The organism is Citrobacter sp. JUb117 (genome assembly GCF_024809055.1).
Taxonomy (GTDB): domain Bacteria; phylum Pseudomonadota; class Gammaproteobacteria; order Enterobacterales; family Enterobacteriaceae; genus Citrobacter; species Citrobacter gillenii.
This window is the reverse complement of the sequence record NZ_JANUFB010000002.1, coordinates 753,536-775,000: the sequence shown is the minus strand read 5'-3', so window position 1 is coordinate 775,000 and position 21,465 is coordinate 753,536. Positions and strand designations below refer to the sequence as shown.

General features: G+C 52.8%; 19 protein-coding genes and 2 rRNA genes (1 of these 21 running past the window's edge). 13 read left to right on the top strand and 8 right to left on the bottom strand.

The window, feature by feature from the left end; translation table 11 throughout:
• The 3 genes from M2374_RS07460 to M2374_RS07450 all read left to right on the top strand — a co-directional run.
• Positions 1 to 759: ribosomal RNA gene (locus tag M2374_RS07460) — 23S ribosomal RNA — on the top strand (its annotated part extends 1,303 nt beyond the left edge of the window); the annotation flags it as partial.
• Between the two features lie 94 nt (positions 760 to 853).
• A 5S ribosomal RNA gene (rrf, locus tag M2374_RS07455) occupies positions 854 to 969 on the top strand.
• A 438-nt stretch (positions 970 to 1,407) separates the two neighbouring features.
• Positions 1,408 to 2,706 carry an MFS transporter gene (locus M2374_RS07450; RefSeq protein WP_153879866.1) on the top strand — a complete coding sequence of 433 codons (1,299 nt, stop codon included), beginning with the start codon at positions 1,408 to 1,410 and terminating at the stop codon, positions 2,704 to 2,706.
• On the opposite strand, the gene M2374_RS07445 is transcribed toward M2374_RS07450, so the two are convergent.
• From M2374_RS07445 to trxC, 5 genes are all read right to left on the bottom strand, one after another.
• The gene (locus M2374_RS07445; protein WP_217438869.1) at positions 2,703 to 3,038 is read right to left on the bottom strand and encodes a YfiM family lipoprotein; all 336 of its coding nucleotides are present in this window, start codon (positions 3,036 to 3,038) and stop codon (positions 2,703 to 2,705) included. The two genes, M2374_RS07450 and M2374_RS07445, sit on opposite strands and share 4 nt — an antisense overlap.
• Positions 3,039 to 3,069: 31 nt before the next feature.
• Positions 3,070 to 4,425: a CDP-diacylglycerol--serine O-phosphatidyltransferase gene (gene pssA / locus M2374_RS07440; protein WP_117343486.1), complete on the bottom strand. Its 1,356-nt coding sequence runs from the start codon at positions 4,423 to 4,425 to the stop codon at positions 3,070 to 3,072.
• 114 nt (positions 4,426 to 4,539) lie between these two features.
• The gene (gene pat / locus M2374_RS07430) at positions 4,540 to 7,200 is read right to left on the bottom strand and encodes a bifunctional acetate--CoA ligase family protein/GNAT family N-acetyltransferase (protein ID WP_135911579.1); all 2,661 of its coding nucleotides are present in this window, start codon (positions 7,198 to 7,200) and stop codon (positions 4,540 to 4,542) included.
• Between the two features lie 36 nt (positions 7,201 to 7,236).
• Positions 7,237 to 7,935 carry a tRNA-uridine aminocarboxypropyltransferase gene (gene tapT, locus M2374_RS07425; protein WP_096756114.1) on the bottom strand — a complete coding sequence of 233 codons (699 nt, stop codon included), beginning with the start codon at positions 7,933 to 7,935 and terminating at the stop codon, positions 7,237 to 7,239.
• A gap of 69 nt (positions 7,936 to 8,004) precedes the next feature.
• Positions 8,005 to 8,424, bottom strand: coding sequence for a thioredoxin TrxC (gene trxC, locus M2374_RS07420; RefSeq protein ID WP_045446319.1), 420 nt, complete (start codon positions 8,422 to 8,424; stop codon positions 8,005 to 8,007).
• A 208-nt stretch (positions 8,425 to 8,632) separates the two neighbouring features.
• Here trxC and M2374_RS07415 point away from each other — a divergent pair, with 208 nt between their 5' ends.
• Positions 8,633 to 9,712 (top strand): tRNA/rRNA methyltransferase, encoded by a 1,080-nt coding sequence (locus M2374_RS07415; protein WP_096756115.1) that lies wholly within the window; start codon positions 8,633 to 8,635, stop codon positions 9,710 to 9,712.
• Positions 9,713 to 9,745: 33 nt separating this feature from the next.
• On the opposite strand, the gene ung is transcribed toward M2374_RS07415, so the two are convergent.
• Complete coding sequence (ung, locus tag M2374_RS07410) at positions 9,746 to 10,435, bottom strand: uracil-DNA glycosylase (RefSeq protein ID WP_096756117.1); 690 nt, start codon at positions 10,433 to 10,435, stop codon at positions 9,746 to 9,748.
• A 317-nt stretch (positions 10,436 to 10,752) separates the two neighbouring features.
• Between ung and grcA the strand changes: the two genes are divergently transcribed.
• Entirely contained in the window at positions 10,753 to 11,136 is a 384-nt protein-coding gene (gene grcA, locus M2374_RS07405; protein ID WP_096756118.1) for an autonomous glycyl radical cofactor GrcA, read from the top strand.
• A 125-nt stretch (positions 11,137 to 11,261) separates the two neighbouring features.
• On the opposite strand, the gene srmB is transcribed toward grcA, so the two are convergent.
• On the bottom strand, positions 11,262 to 12,590 hold the full coding sequence (srmB, locus tag M2374_RS07400) for an ATP-dependent RNA helicase SrmB (RefSeq protein ID WP_096756119.1): 1,329 nt from the start codon (positions 12,588 to 12,590) through the stop codon (positions 11,262 to 11,264).
• A gap of 130 nt (positions 12,591 to 12,720) precedes the next feature.
• Between srmB and trmN the strand changes: the two genes are divergently transcribed.
• Positions 12,721 to 13,458: a tRNA(1)(Val) (adenine(37)-N(6))-methyltransferase TrmN gene (gene trmN / locus M2374_RS07395; protein WP_137399726.1), complete on the top strand. Its 738-nt coding sequence runs from the start codon at positions 12,721 to 12,723 to the stop codon at positions 13,456 to 13,458.
• Here the strand turns inward: trmN and nadB are convergent.
• A complete protein-coding gene (gene nadB, locus M2374_RS07390; RefSeq protein WP_181688863.1) occupies positions 13,443 to 15,065 on the bottom strand; it encodes an L-aspartate oxidase in 1,623 nt (540 codons plus the stop codon). The two genes, trmN and nadB, sit on opposite strands and share 16 nt — an antisense overlap.
• A gap of 263 nt (positions 15,066 to 15,328) precedes the next feature.
• On the opposite strand from nadB, the gene rseD reads away from it, so the two are divergent.
• The 7 genes from rseD to lepB all read left to right on the top strand — a co-directional run bounded on the left by rseD (position 15,329) and on the right by lepB (position 21,222).
• Entirely contained in the window at positions 15,329 to 15,493 is a 165-nt protein-coding gene (gene rseD, locus M2374_RS07385) for a rpoE leader peptide RseD (RefSeq protein ID WP_135911581.1), read from the top strand.
• Positions 15,490 to 16,065 carry an RNA polymerase sigma factor RpoE gene (gene rpoE, locus M2374_RS07380; RefSeq protein ID WP_003037573.1) on the top strand — a complete coding sequence of 192 codons (576 nt, stop codon included), beginning with the start codon at positions 15,490 to 15,492 and terminating at the stop codon, positions 16,063 to 16,065. Before rseD ends, rpoE begins: the two co-directional genes overlap by 4 nt.
• Before the next feature lie 31 nt (positions 16,066 to 16,096).
• Positions 16,097 to 16,750 (top strand): anti-sigma-E factor RseA, encoded by a 654-nt coding sequence (gene rseA, locus M2374_RS07375; RefSeq protein ID WP_115257749.1) that lies wholly within the window; start codon positions 16,097 to 16,099, stop codon positions 16,748 to 16,750.
• Positions 16,750 to 17,706 (top strand): sigma-E factor regulatory protein RseB, encoded by a 957-nt coding sequence (gene rseB, locus M2374_RS07370; RefSeq protein ID WP_117343490.1) that lies wholly within the window; start codon positions 16,750 to 16,752, stop codon positions 17,704 to 17,706. Before rseA ends, rseB begins: the two co-directional genes overlap by 1 nt.
• Positions 17,703 to 18,167: a SoxR-reducing system protein RseC gene (rseC, locus tag M2374_RS07365; RefSeq protein WP_115257751.1), complete on the top strand. Its 465-nt coding sequence runs from the start codon at positions 17,703 to 17,705 to the stop codon at positions 18,165 to 18,167. The genes rseB and rseC overlap by 4 nt, the downstream gene beginning before the upstream one ends.
• 265 nt (positions 18,168 to 18,432) lie before the next feature.
• On the top strand, positions 18,433 to 20,232 hold the full coding sequence (gene lepA, locus M2374_RS07360; protein ID WP_096756125.1) for a translation elongation factor 4: 1,800 nt from the start codon (positions 18,433 to 18,435) through the stop codon (positions 20,230 to 20,232).
• Between the two features lie 15 nt (positions 20,233 to 20,247).
• Entirely contained in the window at positions 20,248 to 21,222 is a 975-nt protein-coding gene (gene lepB / locus M2374_RS07355) for a signal peptidase I (protein WP_096756126.1), read from the top strand.
• The last annotated feature ends 243 nt before the right edge of the window (positions 21,223 to 21,465 follow it).

Sequence of the window (21,465 nt, the reverse complement as noted above, 5' to 3'; positions counted from 1 at the left end):
CAGTCTGCATGGAGCCAACCTTGAAATACCACCCTTTAATGGCTGGTGTTCTAACGTAGACCCGTGATCCGGGTTGCGGACAGTGTCTGGTGGGTAGTTTGACTGGGGCGGTCTCCTCCTAAAGAGTAACGGAGGAGCACGAAGGTTAGCTAATCCTGGTCGGACATCAGGAGGTTAGTGCAAAGGCATAAGCTAGCTTGACTGCGAGAGTGACGGCTCGAGCAGGTGCGAAAGCAGGTCTTAGTGATCCGGTGGTTCTGAATGGAAGGGCCATCGCTCAACGGATAAAAGGTACTCCGGGGATAACAGGCTGATACCGCCCAAGAGTTCATATCGACGGCGGTGTTTGGCACCTCGATGTCGGCTCATCACATCCTGGGGCTGAAGTAGGTCCCAAGGGTATGGCTGTTCGCCATTTAAAGTGGTACGCGAGCTGGGTTTAGAACGTCGTGAGACAGTTCGGTCCCTATCTGCCGTGGGCGCTGGAGAATTGAGGGGGGCTGCTCCTAGTACGAGAGGACCGGAGTGGACGCATCACTGGTGTTCGGGTTGTCATGCCAATGGCATTGCCCGGTAGCTAAATGCGGAAGAGATAAGTGCTGAAAGCATCTAAGCACGAAACTTGCCCCGAGATGAGTTCTCCCTGACTCCTTGAGAGTCCTGAAGGAACGTTGAAGACTACGACGTTGATAGGTCGGGTGTGTAAGTGTAGCGATACATTGAGCTAACCGATACTAATGAACCGTGAGGCTTAACCTTACAACGCCAAAGATGTTTTGGCGAAAGAAAGACATCAATTCAGCTTGATACAGATAAAATCAGAACGCAAAAGCGGTCTGATAAACAGAATTTGCCTGGCGGCTGTAGCGCGGTGGTCCCACCTGACCCCATGCCGAACTCAGAAGTGAAACGCCGTAGCGCCGATGGTAGTGTGGGGTCTCCCCATGCGAGAGTAGGGAACTGCCAGGCATCAAATAGAAACAAAAGGCTCAGTCGAAAGACTGGGCCTTTTGTTTTATCTGTTGTCTGTCGGTGAGTGCTCTCCTGAGTAGGACAAATCCGCCGGGAGCGGATTTGAACGTTGCGAAGCAACGGCCCGCAGGGTGGCGGGCAGGACGCCCGCCATAAACTGCCTGGCATCAAACAAGTGAAGAAGCCCATCCTGACGGATGGGCTTTTTTGCGTCTGTTGTATGTGAAAGCGGGTGGATAGCCGCGTCAGTGCTTTATCCGTCCTGCAAAAATCTGTCCTTCCCTCCTCGTAAAAATCCGAAACCTTTCCCTGCTAATTAAAAATGTGATATATATCCCATAATAAAAAATAACAATTATATAACATCTCATTCACTAAAAATGCACTAGACATCATTGATAAATTCACAAGATCCTTGGCAGGGGTACAATTCTAATGGCTGATAGCAGTGTAACTGAGAATCGGGTGCTGACGGACAGCGACACCCGTCGTCGTATATGGGCAATCGTAGGGGCATCATCAGGGAATCTGGTCGAATGGTTTGACTTCTACATCTACTCTTTCTGTTCCCTCTATTTTGCCCATATCTTTTTTCCTTCAGGAAACACCACCACACAACTGTTACAGACTGCTGGGGTTTTCGCCGCAGGGTTTCTGATGCGGCCTATTGGCGGATGGATTTTTGGCCGGATAGCCGATAAGCACGGACGTAAAAAGTCCATGTTATTGTCAGTATGCATGATGTGTATGGGATCGCTGGTGATCGCCTGTCTGCCGGGGTATGAAACCATTGGCACTTGGGCACCTGCGCTGCTGCTGCTCGCCAGATTATTTCAGGGGCTGTCTGTTGGTGGAGAATATGGCACCAGTGCGACCTATATGAGTGAAGTCGCCGTGGAAGGTAAGAAAGGGTTTTATGCCTCATTCCAATACGTGACCTTGATTGGTGGGCAACTTTTGGCATTGCTGGTTGTGGTGATATTACAGCATACGTTAGAAGACTCAGCGCTCAGAGCATGGGGCTGGCGTATTCCCTTTGCGCTGGGAGCCGTACTGGCGATTGTCGCGCTTTGGTTACGTCGTCAGTTAGATGAAACCTCAAAACAGGATGTGCGTGCGCTGAAAGAAGCAGGCTCCCTGAAAGGGCTATGGCGTAACCGAAAGGCCTTCGTGATGGTGCTCGGATTTACTGCTGCGGGTTCGTTGTGTTTCTATACCTTCACCACCTACATGCAGAAGTACCTGGTGAATACGGCAGGTATGCATGCCAACGTGGCCAGCGGTATAATGACGGCGGCACTGTGCGTGTTTATGCTGGTACAGCCGCTGTTCGGCGCGTTGTCAGATAAAATTGGCCGCCGTACCTCGATGCTGTGTTTTGGCGCATTAGCCACGTTGTTTACCGTTCCTATCCTGACGGCGTTGCAGAATGTGACCTCCCCGTATATGGCATTTGGTCTGGTCATGTGTGCCTTGTTGATCGTCAGTTTCTACACTTCAATCAGTGGCATTCTGAAGGCCGAAATGTTTCCGGCGCAGGTCCGCGCGTTGGGGGTAGGATTGTCTTATGCAGTGGCGAATGCCTTGTTTGGTGGATCGGCCGAATATGTTGCGCTGTCGCTGAAGTCCGTTGGTATGGAAACCACATTTTTCTGGTACGTCACCGCTCTGGCCGTGGTTGCATTCTTTGTCTCATTACTGCTGCACCGCAAAGGTAAAGGCCTGCGCCTCTAATGGTGGGCCATTTGCCAGACGGCATAGCCGGTAGATGCGCCGGCGACATCCCAGGCAAAATCTTTCCAACTCCAGCCGCTTCCTGTGGGGCGGCTGTCCCAAAGTTCTTTTGATGCGCCAAGGCTAATGGAGAACATGAAACCGATGGCAGCGCTGCGATCGGCGCTGTTTCCCTGATGCTGAGCGTACTCGTTACCGGCGGCGGCCAGCATGGCTGAGGCAATAAAGTGTTGTGCTTTGTCTTGCCCACTCCAGTTGTCGTTCGCCATATGGCTACAACCAGAAAGTGTCAGGATACTGGCGAGAATAAACAGGCGCACCGTCGTCTCCATAGGAAAAACCCCGTCAGCGACGGGGTTCAGGTTACAGAATACGGCTGATTAATCTGTCGATTCGGATACGGCGGAGTCGACGGATGAGCTTACGCACTTTAACCGGATAGTCGGCAATACTCTGCAGGTCGCGATAGTGCTTAACGACGGTAGTATGTGTGCGGATGAGCTCCAGCTCTTTCTCACGCTGAAGAGTCAGTTCCTGCTTAGGATCGTGGATCAGAATGGCGTTTTCCAGATCCAGGCGCCAGGCGCGAGGGTTAAGGTTGTTGCCGGTGAGCAGCATCCACTTATCATCCACCCACATGCCTTTCAGATGATAAGTATTGTCATCATCTTTCCATAAGCGTACGACCAGTTGATCGGTATTAACGTAATACTGTAGTCGGCTCAGGAAGCGGCGAAGGTTTATTTCATACAGATAGGGCAGCGCGCCGATAATCTTAAACGGCTCATCTTCCGGGATGAAAAAGTCGTTAGCGGTCTTATCGCCCACGATAATTTCAACCTTTTTACCTTCACGCAGAAGCTGGATAATATTGCGCACCAGTATCGCTGGCAGGTTGAAATAAGGGGTACAGATTGTGAGTTTCTGCTCTGCGCAGGGCATCAGATGGAAAATGGTCTTATTCAGCAGACTGGATTTTCCGAGCCCAACCAGAGGCGTCACCGAAAGCTGTTCATTATCCGCATTACCCTGGAAATGGAATGACGCATCACGTAATTCCTGACGATACAGGCGGATGTCGTTTTTAATTTCCGGGCTTTTAGGGCGATTGATATCATCAAGACGATTCACGCCGCGACCATTCATCAGGTTCTGCGTGACCCAGTCGAACATGATGTCAGCCATTTGCGCATTGCGAATCAACTGGTAGCGATCGTAGCGATATTTATCATGCTGATGTAGGTAAACGTCGTTCAGGCTGGCGCCGCTATACAGAACGCTATCATCGATGATAAAGCCTTTGAAATGCAGGACGCCAAGCGCTTCACGGGTGTTAATCGGTACGCCGTAGACCGGAATATCGATCCCTGGATTTTCTTGCGCCATTCGGCAGTACCAGTCAGCGTTGGTATTAGACGCTGCTGCGCCAATGCGTCCGCGCTGGGCACGATGCCAGTCGACAAGCACCCGGATATCAAGCTCAGGACGCTGCCGCTTAGCCGCATAAAGCGCGTCGAGGATGCCTTTGCCACCGTCGTCCTGTTCCAGATACAGGGCGATGATACAAATACGTCGCGTCGCGCTGGCTATTTTCTCCAGCAGAGTCTCCCTGAAATTAGCGGGAGCATAAAAGAAATCTACATCATCAACTGATTGAGAAATCTTCGGTAGTTGGGCAAGGTGTTGTTGATGTTTATTACGCTTAAATTTTGACAACATCACAGTGCATTTCTTCTCTGTTCATTGAAGGGTCCTCTGTGCTATGCAGACGACATAAGCGAGCAATGATAACACCAGTACCCGTTAAAGTGGTCAACATTTCCAGTACCTTACTCACGATTCCTCATATTGGGCCAGATTAAGCGTTAGCCCAACAATTCCCTCTTCGAGCTGGACGTCTACAGCAAACCCGAGTTTTCGGGCCAGGGCGACCATCCCCCGATTGTTCGGCATCGTAATACCATTCAGACGTCTCAGTCCGTGATCTCGGGTGTAGGTAATTAATTTTTCCATCAATCGCCGCCCGAGCCCCAGGCCTTTGAGATCCGATCGTACCAGTACGGCAAATTCGGCATCGACGTTATCGGGATCGGAAATTGCGCGCGTCACGCCGAGGATCTCTTCAGTGTTATCACGGCAACGTACCGCCACAAAGGCCATTTCCCGATCGTAGTCGATCTGCGTCATATTGGCTAAATCTTCATGGGTAAATTCGTTGATCTCACTGAAATAGCGGTAATACAGATCTTCCTTCGTCACTTGTGAAATGAACTGCTGCAGATGGGGTTCATCCTCCGGCAGAATAGGGCGGAACAGGCAGCGTTCACCGTTTTTCATTTCGACCCACTCTTCAAGCTGATGAGGATAGGGACGCACGGCCAGTCTGCTTTCGTTGTCGCCCGTGAAGGGGGCAATATCTAGCGTAACATCGAGGGCGGTGAATTCACCGGCGGATGCCAGTAATGGGTGGATATCCAGACGTTGAATTTCCGGGCAATCGACGATCAAATTGGACACCTGAACCAAAAGCTGGCTTAAACCGGCGACGTCTAAAGGACGTAGCGCACTGCGGGCGCGGATCTTTTTGTTTTTGATCCCCTGGATCACCAGATATCGTGCGAGGTTCATGTTCAGCGGCGGCAATGCCACCACGGCTTGCTCTTCCGGTCGCCACTCTACGCCACCTTCCCCCAACATAATGAGTGGCCCAAATACCGGATCGTGTTCGACGACCACGCGCAGTTCCTGAGCCCCCGCGCGGTTAGCCATACTCTGGACAAGCAAACCGTGGATACGCGCCTGCGGCCAGGCCATTTTCACCCGATCAAAAATCGCATTGGCGGCCTGCTGCACTTCGGTTGCCGTTCGCAGGTAGAGCATAACCCCTTGAACTTCCGATTTATGCGGGATATCGGGAGAACGTAGCTTGAGCGCTACCGGATAACCAATTTGCTCGGCGATGTGTACGGCTTCTGCGCTGTCGCTGGCAATCCAGGTGGGCAGCGTGTGCAAGCCATAGGCGTGCAAAATAGGCTGAACTTCATGCGTATCCAGCGATGTTGCCCCGTCAGCAATCGCCTGTTGTAACAGATTATGTGCCTCGGCGGTGTTGGCCGTCAGGCTGTCAGGGAGCACTGGTGTTTCACGCAGTTGCTTCTGGTTACGCCGGTATTCAACCATATGCATAAACGCGGTGATGGTGCCTTCCGGTGTACGATAGGTGGGTAATCCCGCTTCACTAAACAACCTGCGGGCTTCCTGGGATGAAAACTCCCCGCACCAGTTAGTGAGTAAGGAGACAAACTTGCCGCGCGGATGTTGTTTCACCGCCTCAATCAGCGCCTGGGCGCTTTCGGTGCCAGGTGCGGCTGCGCTAGGCGAGTGGATGACCATCAGGGCGTCGAAATCCTGGCTGGCGAGTAAAATATTCAGCGTTTTAACGTAATGCTCACTGCTGGCATCGTCGCGCAAATCCAGTGGGTTGGCGATATCAACGTGGGTTGGTAACGCATCGCGTAGTTTCTGGCAGGTCTCTTCGCTTAGCGTGGCCAGTTTGCCGTTTCGCGACCACAGCTCATCTAAAGCCAGTGCAGCAGGGGCGGCACCATTACTGATGATCATCAGCCTGTCGCCACGTAAAGGGCGCATGTGGCTGAGGGTTTCCACCGCTGAGAAAAGCTCGTGTGTGTCCTGCACGCGCAGCAGACCGGCACGCTGAATGGCTGCGTCCCAGGCTGGGTCCATCCCCGAGCTGGTATGCAGCAAGCGCTGAGCCGCAGGGCTGCGACCGCTTTTAATCACCAAAATGGGTTTGTTACGCGATGCGCTACGTGCCGCCGAGACAAAACGGCGGGCATCGCTCAAATGTTCGAGGTAGAGCAAAATCGCACTGGTTTTACTGTCGCGGGCCAGGTAATCAAGCAGCTCATCAACGTCAATGTCCAGACTGTCACCCAGGGCAATAAACCAGGAAAACCCCATGTCGCGCTGCTGCGCCCAGTCCAGAATGGTGTTGGAAATCGCCGCCGACTGGGAAATAAATGCCAGCTTGCCGCGTTTAATCGGTACCGGTGAAAAACTGGCGTTAAGCCCCTGCCAGGGGGCGAGAAGCCCCAGACTGTTGGGGCCGAGCAGACGTATTTTATAGCGTGATGCGCAGGCCAGCAGTTCAGCGTGCTGCGCCGTGGGCGCTGACAAAATAATACAGGTTTTGCAGCCTTTCTCGCCTAGCGCCTCCAGCAGCGTCAGGTTGCGGCTGGCATTGGTACACAGCACAGCGAGATCGGGAGAAAAAGGCAGGCTGGCGATAGTGGGCCAGGCCAGCACGCCCAACACCGCTTTCCAGGCCGGCGTCACCGGTAAAACCGGTCCATTAAAGCCGCCGGCCAGTAAGTTACGCATCATCAGGTAACCCGCACGATTGGGCTTCATTGACGCCCCAATCACCGCAATGGATTTTGGTCGCAGTAGCGCTTCCAGACCACGTTGACTCATATCGGCTTCCTTAATGACACCAGTGACCGAATGATTTTAAACGTTTTCTGTCGAGTCTGCTGTGACGCTTCCCTGATGTTGGGTTTTTCCTGCCAGGTAGCGAGTTTTAAAAAGCGTGAAGTGCTCACTTAATCCTTCGGCTGCCTGCGTGTCTCCAGCCAGATCCAGTAAGGCAATCGCCACTTCGGCGGTGCAATACTGCCCCTCGGCATGGGCTTCGCGCAGACGGTAAGCGGAAAGACGTGATAAATCGACGGAGATAACCGGCAGGTTATCGAGGTACGGACTTTTACGGAACATTTTGCGCGCTTCTGGCCAGGTACCATCAAGCATAATGAACAACGGTGTTTTACCCGTAGGTGGCGTGAAAATGACCTCACGGCCCTCGTCGGCATAAGATGCCGGGAAGACCACCATCGGTTGATAATCCGGATTGTTAACCAGTTCAAGCAGCGCTGACGGCGGCTCGGTGCGAGACCACTGAAACGCGGCGGTATCCGGCAGAATATCAGCAATCAAACGCCCGGTGTTGCTGGGTTTCATCGGTTCGGTGTCAAACATTACCAGGCAAAAACGACTCTTCGCCTGGGCAGGTCTCAGCGTTTCGCACAGGCACAGTTTCAGCGGCAGTAAGCAGCGCTGGCAGCGGCGAATACGGTTACCTCGGGCAAGAAAAGGGCGCGTGGCGCGCGCAAGGCGCTCGGCACGTAACTGGAGAACGGCGTTATTGGTCATCGGGAAGCACGTTGAAAAATGCTATTGTCGCAGAGGACAAAACGGGGCACAAGATGTGCCCCGTAGAGATTATAATGATTCGTTAAGCCAGCTATCAAACGGGGCTTTAGGCACTGCGCCATTGAGCATATCGACGACTTCACCTTTCTTGAATATCATAATGGTCGGAATGCTGCGGATGCCGAAACGTGCGCTGAGTTCGCGTTCAGCTTCGGTGTTCACTTTAACAAAACGCACTTTACCGCTACGCTCTTCAGCGACATCTTCAAAAATGGGGGCGAAGTTACGGCATGGGCCACACCATGGCGCCCAGAAATCGACCACCACCGGAAGATCGTCTTTTAACAGCTTATCCAGCGTAGCACCGGTCGCATTGATCACCTCACCGTCAAACAGGTCGTGACCACAGCGTCCGCATTTGGCCGTATCCTGAACACGATCTTCGGGGATGCGGTTGATAGCCTGGCAGCTGGTACAAACGGTATTCATAACTAACCTCTGGATGAGTAGGGTGGACTTCGCGGCAATCACGCCGATATGTTTCTGTTATGTTACATATTATCGGGGAGACTGTTTTAAACAGCAATGCGTTTTATTCAATGAGTACAATAGTCATAAGCTTTTAAATGAAATAATGGCTAACGACGTGCACATCGGGTAATCTGCGCGCTTCGCGCAGAGCAGGTGGAGAAAAGAAATGAGCGACGAACTGAAGAACAAAAACGGCAAGGTCAAAGTGATGTACGTCCGCAGTGACGATGACTCGGACAAGCGCACCCAAAATCCACGTACCGGTAAAGGCGGCGGTCGCCCAGGTACTTCCCGAGCCGAAGGCGGTCGTCGCCCTGCCCGTGATGACAGAAAGGGTCCGAACAGTGAACGTGGCCGCGATCGTGGACGTGACCGCGATGTTGAACGCGACCGTAAACGTGAAGACTCACCGTGGCGTACCGTATCCCGCGCGCCGAGCGATGACGTAGCGGAAAAAGCCGATCACGGTGGGATCAGCGGCAAGAGCTTTATCGATCCTGAAGTATTACGTCGTCAGCGTGCGGAAGAAACCCGCGTTTACGGTGAGAATGCCTGTCAGGCGCTGTTCCAGAGCCGTCCGGACGCCATTGTCCGCGCCTGGTTTGTCCAGAGCGTGACACCACGATTTAAAGAAGCATTACGCTGGATGGCGGCAAACCGCAAAGCCTACCACGTGGTTGACGAAGCCGAACTGGCGAAAGCTTCCGGTACTGAACACCATGGCGGCGTGTGTTTCCTGATTAAAAAACGTAACGGTACAACCGTTAAGCAGTGGGTTGGCCAGGCGGGGGCGCAGGATTGCGTACTGGCGCTGGAAGATATCGCCAACCCGCATAACCTGGGCGGCATGATGCGCAGTTGCGCTCACTTCGGTGTGAAAGGCGTGGTCGTACAGGATGCCGCGCTGCTGGAATCCGGTGCAGCTATCCGTACCGCGGAAGGCGGTGCCGAGCACGTGCAACCGATCACTGGCGACAGTATTGTGGATGTGCTGGATGATTTCCGCAAAGCAGGCTACACGGTCGTGATGACCTCCAGCGACAAAGGTAAGCCGTTGTTCAACACCACGCTGCCAGAAAAAATGGTGCTGGTGTTAGGCCGCGAGCGTGATGCGCTACCGGAAGCAGCATGTTCTGCAGACGATCTGTGCGTAGCCATCGACGGTACGGGCAATGTAGAAACGCTCAATGTCTCCGTCGCGACGGGCGTCCTGCTCGCAGAGTGGTGGCGTCAGAACAAAGCCTGATAGTAAAAATGCCAGCGAATCGCTGGCATTTTTTTACTCGCTCTCAGCCGGCAGCACCGGCATCCAGTCGATCGGTTTTTCACCGCGTTTTTCCAGCCACTCATTTGCCAGAACAAAGTGATTGCAGCCAAAGAATCCGCGGTGTGCCGAGAGCGGAGACGGATGCGGCGCTTTCAGAATATGGTGACGCTGCGCGTCAATAATGGCCCCTTTCTTCTGCGCGTGCGCGCCCCAGAGTAAAAACACCACGCCTTCACGGTGCTCGTTAATCAGGCTAATGACTTTATCCGTAAAGGTTTCCCAGCCCAGACTGGCATGCGAATGTGCCTGTCCTGCCCGGACGGTAAGGACGGTGTTCAGTAACAGTACCCCCTGACGTGCCCAGCTTTCCAGATACCCGTGCGTGGGGCGTGTAAAGCCCGGGACCGTCGCTTCGAGTTCTTTATACATATTCAGTAATGACGGTGGAGTGGCTACGCCTGGGCGCACAGAAAACGCGAGGCCATGCGCCTGGCCGGGACCGTGGTAAGGGTCCTGTCCCAGGATGACAACTTTCACATCGCCAAGCTCGGTAAAGCGAAATGCGTTAAACACATCTTTTTGCGGCGGGTAAATCGTCATGCCTGACTGGCGTTCACCGGCGACGGTATGCAAAGTGTTAACAAAATAGGGTTGCTGTTTTTCTTCGGTCAGCACATCGTGCCAGGTTAATTCGGTAGTCATCTCGCTCTCCTGCGAATTTCATTCCCCCTAGCTTAACTGCTTCTCTCTGGGGCGCAAAATTCTCTACGATTCTCAAGGGACTACCCCTTAAAGATAGTTGAAAATTTATGTAAAAATTTTATCTACACGCATAGCGTAAGTTGATGTAAAACAATAAAATCCACTCATTACCACTTTGCGTGTGTGGTTTTTATTGATTTAAATCAAGGAATCAAGGGTGTGCGAGGGGTATATATACACTCAAGCAACAATGGTTTTACCAATTGGCCGCGCGACGGCCAACCGAAATCAAATAATTTTGCCGGGGAGGCATCAACATGATTACAGGTATCCAGATTACTAAAGCTGCAAACGACGACCTGCTGAACTCTTTCTGGCTGCTGGACAGCGAAAAAGGCGAAGCACGCTGCATCGTTGCTAAAGCAGGTTTCTCTGCTGATGAAGTCGTTGCCGTCAGCAAACTGGGCGAAATCGAATACCGTGAAGTACCGGTAGACGTACAGCCAGAAGTTCGCGTAGAAGGTGGCCAGCACCTGAACGTTAACGTTCTGCGTCGTGAAACGCTGGAAGATGCGGTTAAGCACCCGGAAAAATACCCGCAGCTGACTATTCGTGTTTCTGGTTATGCGGTGCGTTTCAACTCACTGACTCCAGAACAGCAGCGCGACGTTATTGCCCGTACCTTTACTGAGAGCCTGTAAGGCTCGCGGGGTTATACCCCCGGTAATCAGATAATAAAAAAAGCGGAACATGCACTGGCATGTTCCGCTTTTTTGTCGTTGAAAGAAGGTAAAAAAATGCCGGGTTCATTAACCCGGCATACCGTTTACTCTTTGTCAGACTGCGGCGCGGCAGCTGCGCTCGGCTTGCGACGCTTGCCGATATTTTTGGCGTCGCGGTGACGTTTCTTCACGCGCGGCTTCTCTTTATCTTTCTCTTTTTTCTCTGCACGTTTCGCCAGCACTTTCTTGGATGGCTTACCGTTAGACTTCTCACTTGGCGCGCGCGTTGTTGGACGCAGTTCGTCAACCACGCGCGGCTTTAGCTGCTCGTCGACATAGCGACTCGCTTTGCCGAGCAGCAGGTGGTCGTGCGCTTCTACCAGAGAAATGGCGGTGCCTTTACGGCCTGCGCGACCGGTACGGCCAATACGGTGCAAATAGGCATCGCCACTACGCGGCATGTCGTAGTTAAACACGTGGCTGACATCAGGAATGTCGATACCGCGTGCCGCAACGTCGGTGGCAACCAGCACATTCACACGACCATCGGTCAGGCGTTTGATCGCTTCGTTACGCTTGCTTTGTACCATCTCGCCTTCGAGATAGCAGTTGTTGATCCCCGCCTGGCGCAGCCAGCCAGCCAGCTCGTGCACGCGCTCGCGTTTACGCACAAAGACGATAGAACGCGTTGCTTCAGGCTGTTTTAACAGGTGAATCAGCAACGCTGTTTTGTGTTCGATATCATCGGCACGATAGTACCACTGATGGATCTTCTTACGTTCGCGGGTGGATGGATCCGCAGAAACCTCAACCGGATCTTCCAGCAGGCGCTCGGCAAAATCTTTAACCGCATTGCCTTCCAGCGTGGCAGAGAACAGCATGGTCTGCTTACGCCAGCGGGTTTCACCGGCAATATGCTCGATATCCTGCGCGAAGCCCATATCCAGCATACGGTCGGCTTCATCGAGGATCAGCGTTTCAACCGCATGGCAGTCGAAGTTCTCTTCTTTAATGTATTGCAGCAGACGTCCGGTGGTCGCGACCACGATGTCCTGATTTTCGCTGAACACTTCCATATGGTTCATGTAGGCCACGCCGCCGGTGATGGTAGCGACATCCAGATGCGTATTCTTCGCCAGTTCACGGGCGTGATCGGCAACTTGCATTGCCAGTTCACGGGTCGGCGTCAGAATTAAAACGCGCGGTGGACCTGATTTTTTGCGCGGAAAGTCGAGCAGGTGCTGCAACACTGGCAGCAAATATGCCGCCGTTTTACCGGTGCCTGTCGGCGCAGAACCGAGTACATCACGGCCATCGAGCGCAGGTGGAATGGCGGCTGCCTGAATAGCTGTCGGGCGAGTGAAACCTTTTTCCTGGAGGGCATCCAGCAGGCTTTCATCGAGTTCAAGTTCGGAAAAAGTCGTTACAGTCATGTTCTACCTCTGTGTGGGGCGCTGATTATAGACGTTACGGCTGCAATCTTCATCTGTTTGTATGGATATACCTTCTCAGGTATTGTTTTTATCCTATGTTATCGTTTTTTTTCCAGGAAGGTTGTTTTTCATGCCCCAGTCTTCATCAGTACTTCGACGTAATGGGTTTACCTTTAAACAGTTTTTTGTGGCACACGATCGTTGTGCAATGAAAGTTGGGACTGACGGAATTTTATTGGGGGCCTGGGCCCCTGTCGCAGGCGTAAAGCGGATCCTTGATATCGGCACTGGGAGTGGTTTGTTAGCACTGATGCTGGCCCAGCGTACAGATAACAGCGTCCTGATTGATGCGGTGGAGCTGGATGTTGACGCCGCGCAACAGGCAGAGGAAAACATCACGCAATCTCCGTGGGGGCAGCGTATCCGGATCCATACTGAAGATGCTCAACGGTGGATACCTCGCCAGACCGTGCGCTTTGATCTGATTATCAGTAATCCCCCTTATTATGAGCAAGGCGTGGAGTGTGGTACGCCACAGCGCGAGCAGGCACGTTATACCACGACGCTCGATCATGCGGCGCTGATAACGCTGGCGGCGGACAGTATTACAGAAGAGGGCTTTTTTTGCGTGGTACTGCCGGAGCAGATTGGTAACGCTTTTACCCAGCAGGCACTAAACATGGGATGGCATCTGCGTCTGCGTACGGATGTGGCGGAAACCGAAGCCCGGCTGCCGCATCGGGTTCTGCTGGCTTTCTCCCCGCAGGCCGGGGAGTGCTTTAGCGACAGATTAGTGATCCGTGGGCCAGACCAGCGTTACTCAGAAGGTTACACCGCGCTGACCCAGGCATTTTATCTGTTTATGTGATGGCTAAGCGGCGCAAGAATAGAAGGGCCGGATTCAGGCAACTGCTCTGGAAAATCCAGCGTGAAGTGCAGGCCCCGGCTCTCTTTACGCATCATTGCGCAGCGCACAATCAGCTCGGCAACCTGCACCAAATTGCGCAGCTCCAGTAAATTGTTCGACACGCGGAAATGGGCGTAATACTCGTCGATTTCCTGTTGCAGCATCGTGATACGCCGCAGGGCTCGCTCCAGACGTTTAGTGGTGCGTACAATGCCAACGTAATCCCACATAAATAGCCGCAGTTCATGCCAGTTATGCTGGATGACAACCAGCTCATCCGGATTTTCCACCCGGCTTTCATCCCAACCCGGAAGCGTGCTGACACTACGTGCGTAGGGCATTCTACGATCAATATCTTCAGCTGCAGACCAGCCGTAGACCAGGCACTCCAGCAGTGAGTTAGACGCCATACGATTTGCACCATGCAGCCCGGTGTAGCTCACTTCGCCGATGGCATACAGACCGTCGACGTCAGTCCGGCCATAATCATCGACCATCACGCCACCGCAGGTATAGTGCGCAGCTGGCACGATAGGCACTGGCTCTTTGGTCAGGTCGATCCCCAGGCCCAGCAGCTTTTCATAAATCATCGGAAAATGCTGGCGGACAAATTCTTCCGGTTTATGACTGATGTCGATGAACATGCAGTCCGCACCCAGACGCTTCATTTCATGATCGATAGCACGCGCCACGATATCGCGCGGCGCTAGTTCACCACGCTCATCAAAGTCGGGCATAAAGCGTGAGCCGTCCGGGCGCTTCAGGTGGGCACCTTCGCCACGCAGCGCTTCAGTCAGTAGAAAATTGCGTGCCTGCGGGTGATACAGCGCGGTGGGGTGAAACTGATTAAATTCGAGGTTGGCGACACGACACCCTGCGCGCCAGGCCATCGCAATTCCATCGCCTGAGGAGATATCCGGATTGGTGGTGTACTGATAGACCTTCGATGCGCCACCGGTGGCCAGCACGACGGATTTGGCATGGCAGGTTTCGACGGCTTCTTTATTACGGTTCCAGATCCATGCGCCAACTACCCGGCGCGTGCCCGGCAAGCCGATTTTATCGGAGATGATCAGGTCCACGGCGTTGCTACGTTCCAGCACCTGAATGTTGGGATGATTTTGCGCCTTGCTGACCAGCGTGGTTTCAACCTCTTTGCCGGTGGCATCAGCCGCATGCAGGATACGTCGATGGCTATGGCCGCCTTCGCGGGTCAGGTGATAACTCTCTTCACCATTGGGCTGAACCTGCGTATCAAACAAAACGCCTTGATCAATGAGCCACTGGACGCACGTTCGGGCGTTGCTGGCGACGAACTCAACTGCATGGCGATCGCACAATCCCGCGCCGGCAATCAGCGTATCCTCGACGTGAGAATCGATACTGTCGGTTTCATCAAAAACAGCGGCAATGCCTCCCTGGGCATAGAATGTAGAGCCTTCACTCACAGGCCCTTTACTCAGGACAATAACCCGATGTTTCTCAGCCAAGCGCAAAGCCAGTGAGAGTCCGGCAGCACCGCTGCCAATAATCAGCACATCACAGGATAATTCAGGCGTTGTATTCATGATTGTTGTTTAATTTACTAAACAGTGTTTGGTCACCATAGCACCACATTGTGCGAAACTGCACGTTATATTTTTAATTGTGTTGCAATGGCTAAACACGAAAGAAATTCATAGTGAGAGGTAAAGTATGAAAAATATTTTGTGTAGCAGGCCGTTAGCGTCAGATTAGGAGATGAAATAAAGTGCCCGTTGGGTTACTCTGCAAGCGGTTTAATGGGCATTTCTGTACAGATAGTGCGTTGATCGGGTTATGTAGACTTATAATGAGAGATAAGACCTGTCTACAACATGACAAACAAAAACAAATGCGTAACGGAACTTTACGAAACTTGAGCACTCCAAGTCATTGCTTGCTCATAGTGCAGCTGATGGAGTGGCGTTTCGAAAGCGCGTGGAAATTTGGTTTGGGGAGACTTTACCTCGGATGAGCGAGCAGTTAACGGACCAGGTCCTGGTAGAACGGGTCCAGAAGGGAGATCAGAAAGCCTTTAATTTACTGGTAGTTCGCTATCAGCATAAGGTGGCGAGTCTGGTTTCCCGCTATGTACCGTCGGGCGATGTTCCCGATGTTGTACAGGAAGCATTTATTAAGGCCTATCGTGCGCTGGATTCGTTCCGGGGAGATAGTGCTTTTTATACCTGGCTGTATCGTATTGCAGTCAATACAGCGAAGAATTACCTGGTCGCTCAGGGGCGTCGTCCACCTTCCAGTGATATAGATGCGATAGAAGCAGAAAATTACGAAAGTGGCGGTGCGCTGAAAGAAATTTCGAACCCTGAGAACTTAATGTTGTCAGAAGAACTGAGACAGATAGTTTTCCGAACTATTGAGTCCCTCCCGGAAGATTTACGCATGGCAATAACCTTGCGGGAGCTGGATGGCCTGAGCTATGAAGAGATAGCCGCTATCATGGATTGTCCGGTGGGTACGGTGCGTTCTCGTATCTTCCGAGCGAGGGAAGCTATTGATAATAAAGTTCAACCGCTTATCAGGCGTTGACGGTAGCGGGATACTGGAAAAGGTATTAGGCATGCAGAAAGAAAAACTTTCCGCTTTAATGGATGGCGAAACGCTGGATACTGAGTTACTCAAAGAGCTGACTCACGACCCGGAAATGCAAAAAACCTGGGAGAGTTATCACCTGATCCGCGATTCCATGCGAGGTGATACCGCCGACGTTCTCCATTTCGATATTTCCGACCGAGTAATGGCAGCCATCGCAGATGAGCCAGTACGTCAGGCGGCGCCATTGATTCCTGAGGCCCAGCCAGCACCACATCAGTGGCAGAAAATGCCATTCTGGAAGAAAATGCGTCCGTGGGCCGCTCAGCTTACTCAAATGGGTGTGGCCGCGTGCGTATCGCTTGCAGTTATCGTTGGCGTCCAGCACTATAATGGGCAATCTGAAACGTCCCAGCAGCCCGAAACGCCGGTATTTAATACATTACCGATGATGGGTAAAGCCAGTCCGGTGAGCTTGGGTGTACCTTCTGACGCGACGGCCAGCAGCGGCGGTCAGCAACAGCAGGTGCAGGAGCAGCGTCGTCGTATCAATGCTATGTTGCAGGATTACGAACTGCAGCGCCGACTGCACTCCGAACAGCTTCAGTTTGAGCAGGCACAGACACAGCAAGCCGCTGTACAGGTGCCAGGAATTCAAACTTTAGGAACGCAATCGCAGTAATGAAGCAACTTTGGTTTGCCATGTCACTTGTGGCTGGTAGCCTGTTCTTCTCTGTCAACGCCTCGGCCACTCCTGCGTCCGGGGCGTTATTGCAGCAGATGAATCTGGCCAGCCAGTCGCTCACCTATGAGCTGTCCTTCGTCAGCATCAATAAACAGGGCGTTGAATCCCTACGTTATCGTCATGCTCGTCTGGATAACCGTCCGCTTGCACAACTGTTGCAATTAGATGGACCACGCCGGGAAGTCGTACAACGTGGGAATGAGATCAGCTATTTTGAGCCGGGGCTTGAACCGTTCACGCTGAACGGTGATTATATTGTTGATTCTCTGCCATCTCTGATTTACACCGACTTTAAACGTCTCGCACCCTACTATGATTTTATCTCGGTAGGCCGAACCCGTATTGCAGACAGGCTTTGTGAAGTGCTCCGCGTCGTGGCGCGTGACGGGACTCGTTACAGCTACATTGTCTGGATGGACACCGAAACTAAGCTACCGATGCGCGTCGATCTTCTTGACCGGGATGGCGAAACGCTGGAACAGTTCCGCGTGATCGCTTTTACTGTGAATAGCGGCGTCGGAGACAGCATGCAGACGCTGGCAAAAGCCAACCTGCCGCCGTTGCTATCTGTTCCCGCGGGCGAGAAAACCAACTTCAACTGGAGCCCATCGTGGTTGCCGCAAGGATTCAGTGAAGTCTCCAGCAGCCGTCGTCCACTGCCGACGATGGACAATATGCCGATTGAATCGCGTCTTTATTCTGACGGGCTGTTCAGCTTCTCTGTGAATGTGAACCGCGCGCAGCAAAACAGCGCCGATCAGCTCCTGCGTACCGGACGCCGCACGGTCAGTACCAGCGTACGAGATAATGCCGAAATCACTATCGTTGGTGAACTTCCGCCGCAAACGGCGAAGCGCATCGCGGACAATATCAAGTTCAGGGCTGCACAATGATCAAAGAGTGGGCAACGGTTGTTTCCTGGCAAAATGGCCTGGCGACAGTCAGCTGTGACGTTAAAGCGTCGTGCAGCAGCTGTGCCTCAAGGGCCGGATGCGGAAGCCGTGTGCTGAATAAACTGGGACCGCAGACAACGCACACCATTGTGGTGCCTAGCGTTGAACCGCTGGCTCCCGGTCAGAAAGTTGAGCTAGGCATTGCTGAAGGCAGCCTGTTGGGCTCGGCAATGTTAGTCTATCTGTCTCCGCTGGCGGGGCTGTTTGTTTTTGCCGCATTGTTCCAGGTATTGTTTGGCAGCGATATCGCCGCGTTAAGCGGTGCGATACTGGGCGGTGTGGGTGGATTCCTGATTGCTCGTGGTTTCTCACGCAAGCTGGCTGAACGTGAGGCCTGGCAACCGGTGATTCTCAATGTTGCTCTCCCGCCTGACCTTCTCCGCGTCGAAACACACCAGTGATATATATGCCTGATGGCGCTGCGCTTATCAGGCCTACAGGACCGTTACTACGTAGGCCAGATAGGGCACTTTCGCCGTACTTCGGTAAAAGTTTCACTGACTTTGCTAAGTTGTTTCCAGTTCCCGCTATCCTTGCTCTATGAACATTTCCTCGCCTCAGCGTTGTAGTGTAGAATGCGGCGTTTCACTTAAACCGACGTTAAGCTCAGAACAGCGACTTCTCAAAGCCTGCCCAGGCAGGCGTAAGGCACAATAATTACACTATATGAAGAACATACGTAACTTTTCAATCATAGCTCACATCGACCACGGTAAATCAACGCTGTCTGACCGTATTATCCAGATCTGCGGTGGCCTGTCTGACCGTGAAATGGAAGCGCAGGTTCTCGACTCGATGGATCTTGAGCGTGAGCGCGGTATTACTATCAAAGCGCAGAGCGTGACGCTCGATTTCAAATCATCTGATGGTGAAACCTACCAGCTTAACTTTATCGACACGCCGGGCCACGTTGACTTCTCGTATGAAGTTTCGCGCTCGCTTGCCGCCTGTGAAGGCGCTCTGCTGGTGGTTGACGCCGGACAGGGTGTTGAAGCGCAAACGCTGGCTAACTGCTATACCGCCCTGGAAATGGATCTCGAGGTGGTGCCGGTACTGAACAAAATTGACCTGCCGGCTGCCGATCCTGAGCGTGTAGCGGAAGAGATCGAAGATATCGTCGGTATCGATGCGACAGATGCGGTTCGCTGCTCGGCGAAAACCGGCGTCGGCGTGACCGACGTTCTGGAACGTCTGGTGCGCGAAATTCCGCCGCCGGAAGGTGACCCGGAAGGCCCGCTGCAGGCGCTGATCATTGACTCCTGGTTCGATAACTATCTGGGTGTGGTCTCGCTGGTACGTATTAAAAACGGCACCATGCGCAAAGGCGACAAAATCAAAGTGATGAGCACCGGGCAGGTGTATAACGCTGACCGTCTGGGGATCTTCACGCCTAAGCAGGTTGACCGTACCGAACTGAAGTGCGGCGAAGTGGGTTGGCTGGTTTGTGCGATTAAAGACATCCTCGGTGCCCCGGTCGGCGATACGCTGACTCAGGCACGTAATCCGGCAGATAAAGCGCTGCCAGGATTTAAAAAGGTGAAACCGCAGGTTTACGCCGGTCTGTTCCCGGTCAGCTCTGACGATTACGAAAACTTCCGTGATGCGTTAGGTAAGCTGAGCCTGAACGATGCCTCCCTGTTCTATGAACCGGAAAGCTCTACCGCGCTGGGCTTCGGCTTCCGCTGTGGCTTCCTTGGTTTGCTGCACATGGAGATCATTCAGGAACGTCTGGAACGTGAATACGATCTGGACCTGATAACCACTGCACCGACCGTTGTTTACGAAGTTGAAACCACGGGTAAAGAGACTATCTATGTCGATAGCCCGTCCAAACTGCCGCCGCTGAACAACATCTATGAGCTGCGCGAGCCGATCGCTGAGTGTCATATGCTGCTGCCTCAGGCATATCTCGGCAACGTTATCACGCTGTGTATCGAGAAGCGTGGCGTACAGACCAACATGGTTTACCACGGTAACCAGGTGGCGCTGACCTATGAAATCCCGATGGCAGAAGTGGTGCTCGACTTCTTCGACCGCCTGAAGTCAACGTCTCGTGGCTATGCGTCACTGGACTATAACTTCAAACGCTTCCAGGCCTCTGACATGGTGCGCGTTGATGTTCTGATCAACAACGAGCGTGTTGATGCGCTGGCGCTCATTACCCACCGTGATAACTCACAGAGCCGCGGCCGTGAGCTGGTGGAAAAGATGAAAGAACTGATCCCACGCCAGCAGTTTGATATCGCGATTCAGGCAGCCATTGGTACGCACATCATTGCGCGTTCAACGGTTAAGCAGCTGCGTAAAAACGTTCTGGCTAAGTGCTATGGCGGTGATATTAGCCGTAAGAAAAAGCTGCTGCAGAAACAGAAAGAAGGTAAAAAACGCATGAAGCAAATCGGTAACGTCGAGCTGCCTCAGGAAGCGTTCCTCGCCATTCTGCATGTCGGTAAAGACAGCAAATAATCCTAAGGAGTTGGCATGGCGAATATGTTTGCCCTGATTCTGGTGATTGCCACACTGGTGACGGGCATTTTATGGTGCGTAGATAAATTTATCTTTGCGCCAAAACGCCGGGAGCGTCAGGCAGCGGCACAAGCCGCTGCGGGTGATTCACTGGATAACGCAACGCTGAAAAAAGTCTCCCCGAAGCCGGGCTGGCTGGAAACCGGAGCATCCGTGTTCCCGGTACTGGCGATTGTACTGGTGGTGCGTTCATTTATTTATGAGCCGTTCCAGATCCCATCGGGTTCGATGATGCCGACGCTGTTAATTGGTGATTTTATTCTGGTGGAGAAATTTGCCTACGGAATTAAAGATCCGATTTATCAGAAAACACTGATCGAAACGGGCCATCCGAAACGCGGTGATGTCGTGGTGTTTAAATACCCGGAGGATCCGCGCCTGGACTACATCAAACGCGCTGTCGGTTTACCGGGAGACAAAGTGACGTACGATCCAGTGGCTAAAGAGGTCACGATCCAGCCGGGATGCCGCTCCGGTCAGGCGTGTCAAAACGCATTGCCGGTCACGTACTCTGACGTTCAGCCGAGTGATTTCGTACAGACGTTTGCACGTCGTAACGGTGGCGAAGCGACCAGTGGTTTCTTCGAACTGCCGCTGAGCGAAACGAAAGATAACGGTATTCGCCTGACCGAACGTAAAGAGACGCTGGGCGAGGTGACGCACCGCATTCTGACCGTGCCAATCGCGCAGGATCAGGTGGGGATGTACTACCGCCAACCGGGTCAGCAACTGGCGACCTGGATTGTTCCACCGGGACACTACTTCATGATGGGTGATAACCGCGACAACAGCGCAGACAGCCGTTACTGGGGATTTGTACCGGAAGCGAATCTGGTGGGTAAAGCGACGGGCATCTGGATGAGTTTCGACAAGCAAGAAGGTGAATGGCCGACCGGTGTTCGTTTAAGCCGTATTGGTGGTATTCATTAATTGCTGATAATCGTTCACGTTGTCGTCATAATGGCGGCAACGTGAATTATTTCTCGGATAAATTCCCGCAGACTAACGACATCCCTTGTCGTTGTGTATAGAATATTCCCCCGTAGTTTTAGGTTGGCACCGTCAGGTTGCCACGGCACACGAAACAGCGTTGATTCGTATACAAGCGCATTCAGGTGACGCCGAAACGGCTAACCGAGTGATGTATATCAGGTCTGTTTCGTGTGCTGGATT

Excerpts from the sequence above, each read along its gene's own strand:
- M2374_RS07450 (WP_153879866.1), top strand. The coding sequence starts at position 1,408 with ATGGCTGATAGCAGTGTAACTGAGAATCGGGTGCTGACGGACAGCGAC.
- M2374_RS07445 (WP_217438869.1), bottom strand. The coding sequence starts at position 3,038 with ATGGAGACGACGGTGCGCCTGTTTATTCTCGCCAGTATCCTGACACTT.
- pssA (WP_117343486.1), bottom strand. The coding sequence starts at position 4,425 with ATGTTGTCAAAATTTAAGCGTAATAAACATCAACAACACCTTGCCCAA.
- pat (WP_135911579.1), bottom strand. The coding sequence starts at position 7,200 with ATGAGTCAACGTGGTCTGGAAGCGCTACTGCGACCAAAATCCATTGCG.
- tapT (WP_096756114.1), bottom strand. The coding sequence starts at position 7,935 with ATGACCAATAACGCCGTTCTCCAGTTACGTGCCGAGCGCCTTGCGCGC.
- trxC (WP_045446319.1), bottom strand. The coding sequence starts at position 8,424 with ATGAATACCGTTTGTACCAGCTGCCAGGCTATCAACCGCATCCCCGAA.
- M2374_RS07415 (WP_096756115.1), top strand. The coding sequence starts at position 8,633 with ATGAGCGACGAACTGAAGAACAAAAACGGCAAGGTCAAAGTGATGTAC.
- ung (WP_096756117.1), bottom strand. The coding sequence starts at position 10,435 with ATGACTACCGAATTAACCTGGCACGATGTGCTGACCGAAGAAAAACAG.
- grcA (WP_096756118.1), top strand. The coding sequence starts at position 10,753 with ATGATTACAGGTATCCAGATTACTAAAGCTGCAAACGACGACCTGCTG.
- srmB (WP_096756119.1), bottom strand. The coding sequence starts at position 12,590 with ATGACTGTAACGACTTTTTCCGAACTTGAACTCGATGAAAGCCTGCTG.
- trmN (WP_137399726.1), top strand. The coding sequence starts at position 12,721 with ATGCCCCAGTCTTCATCAGTACTTCGACGTAATGGGTTTACCTTTAAA.
- nadB (WP_181688863.1), bottom strand. The coding sequence starts at position 15,065 with ATGAATACAACGCCTGAATTATCCTGTGATGTGCTGATTATTGGCAGC.
- rseD (WP_135911581.1), top strand. The coding sequence starts at position 15,329 with ATGAGAGATAAGACCTGTCTACAACATGACAAACAAAAACAAATGCGT.
- rpoE (WP_003037573.1), top strand. The coding sequence starts at position 15,490 with ATGAGCGAGCAGTTAACGGACCAGGTCCTGGTAGAACGGGTCCAGAAG.
- rseA (WP_115257749.1), top strand. The coding sequence starts at position 16,097 with ATGCAGAAAGAAAAACTTTCCGCTTTAATGGATGGCGAAACGCTGGAT.
- rseB (WP_117343490.1), top strand. The coding sequence starts at position 16,750 with ATGAAGCAACTTTGGTTTGCCATGTCACTTGTGGCTGGTAGCCTGTTC.
- rseC (WP_115257751.1), top strand. The coding sequence starts at position 17,703 with ATGATCAAAGAGTGGGCAACGGTTGTTTCCTGGCAAAATGGCCTGGCG.
- lepA (WP_096756125.1), top strand. The coding sequence starts at position 18,433 with ATGAAGAACATACGTAACTTTTCAATCATAGCTCACATCGACCACGGT.
- lepB (WP_096756126.1), top strand. The coding sequence starts at position 20,248 with ATGGCGAATATGTTTGCCCTGATTCTGGTGATTGCCACACTGGTGACG.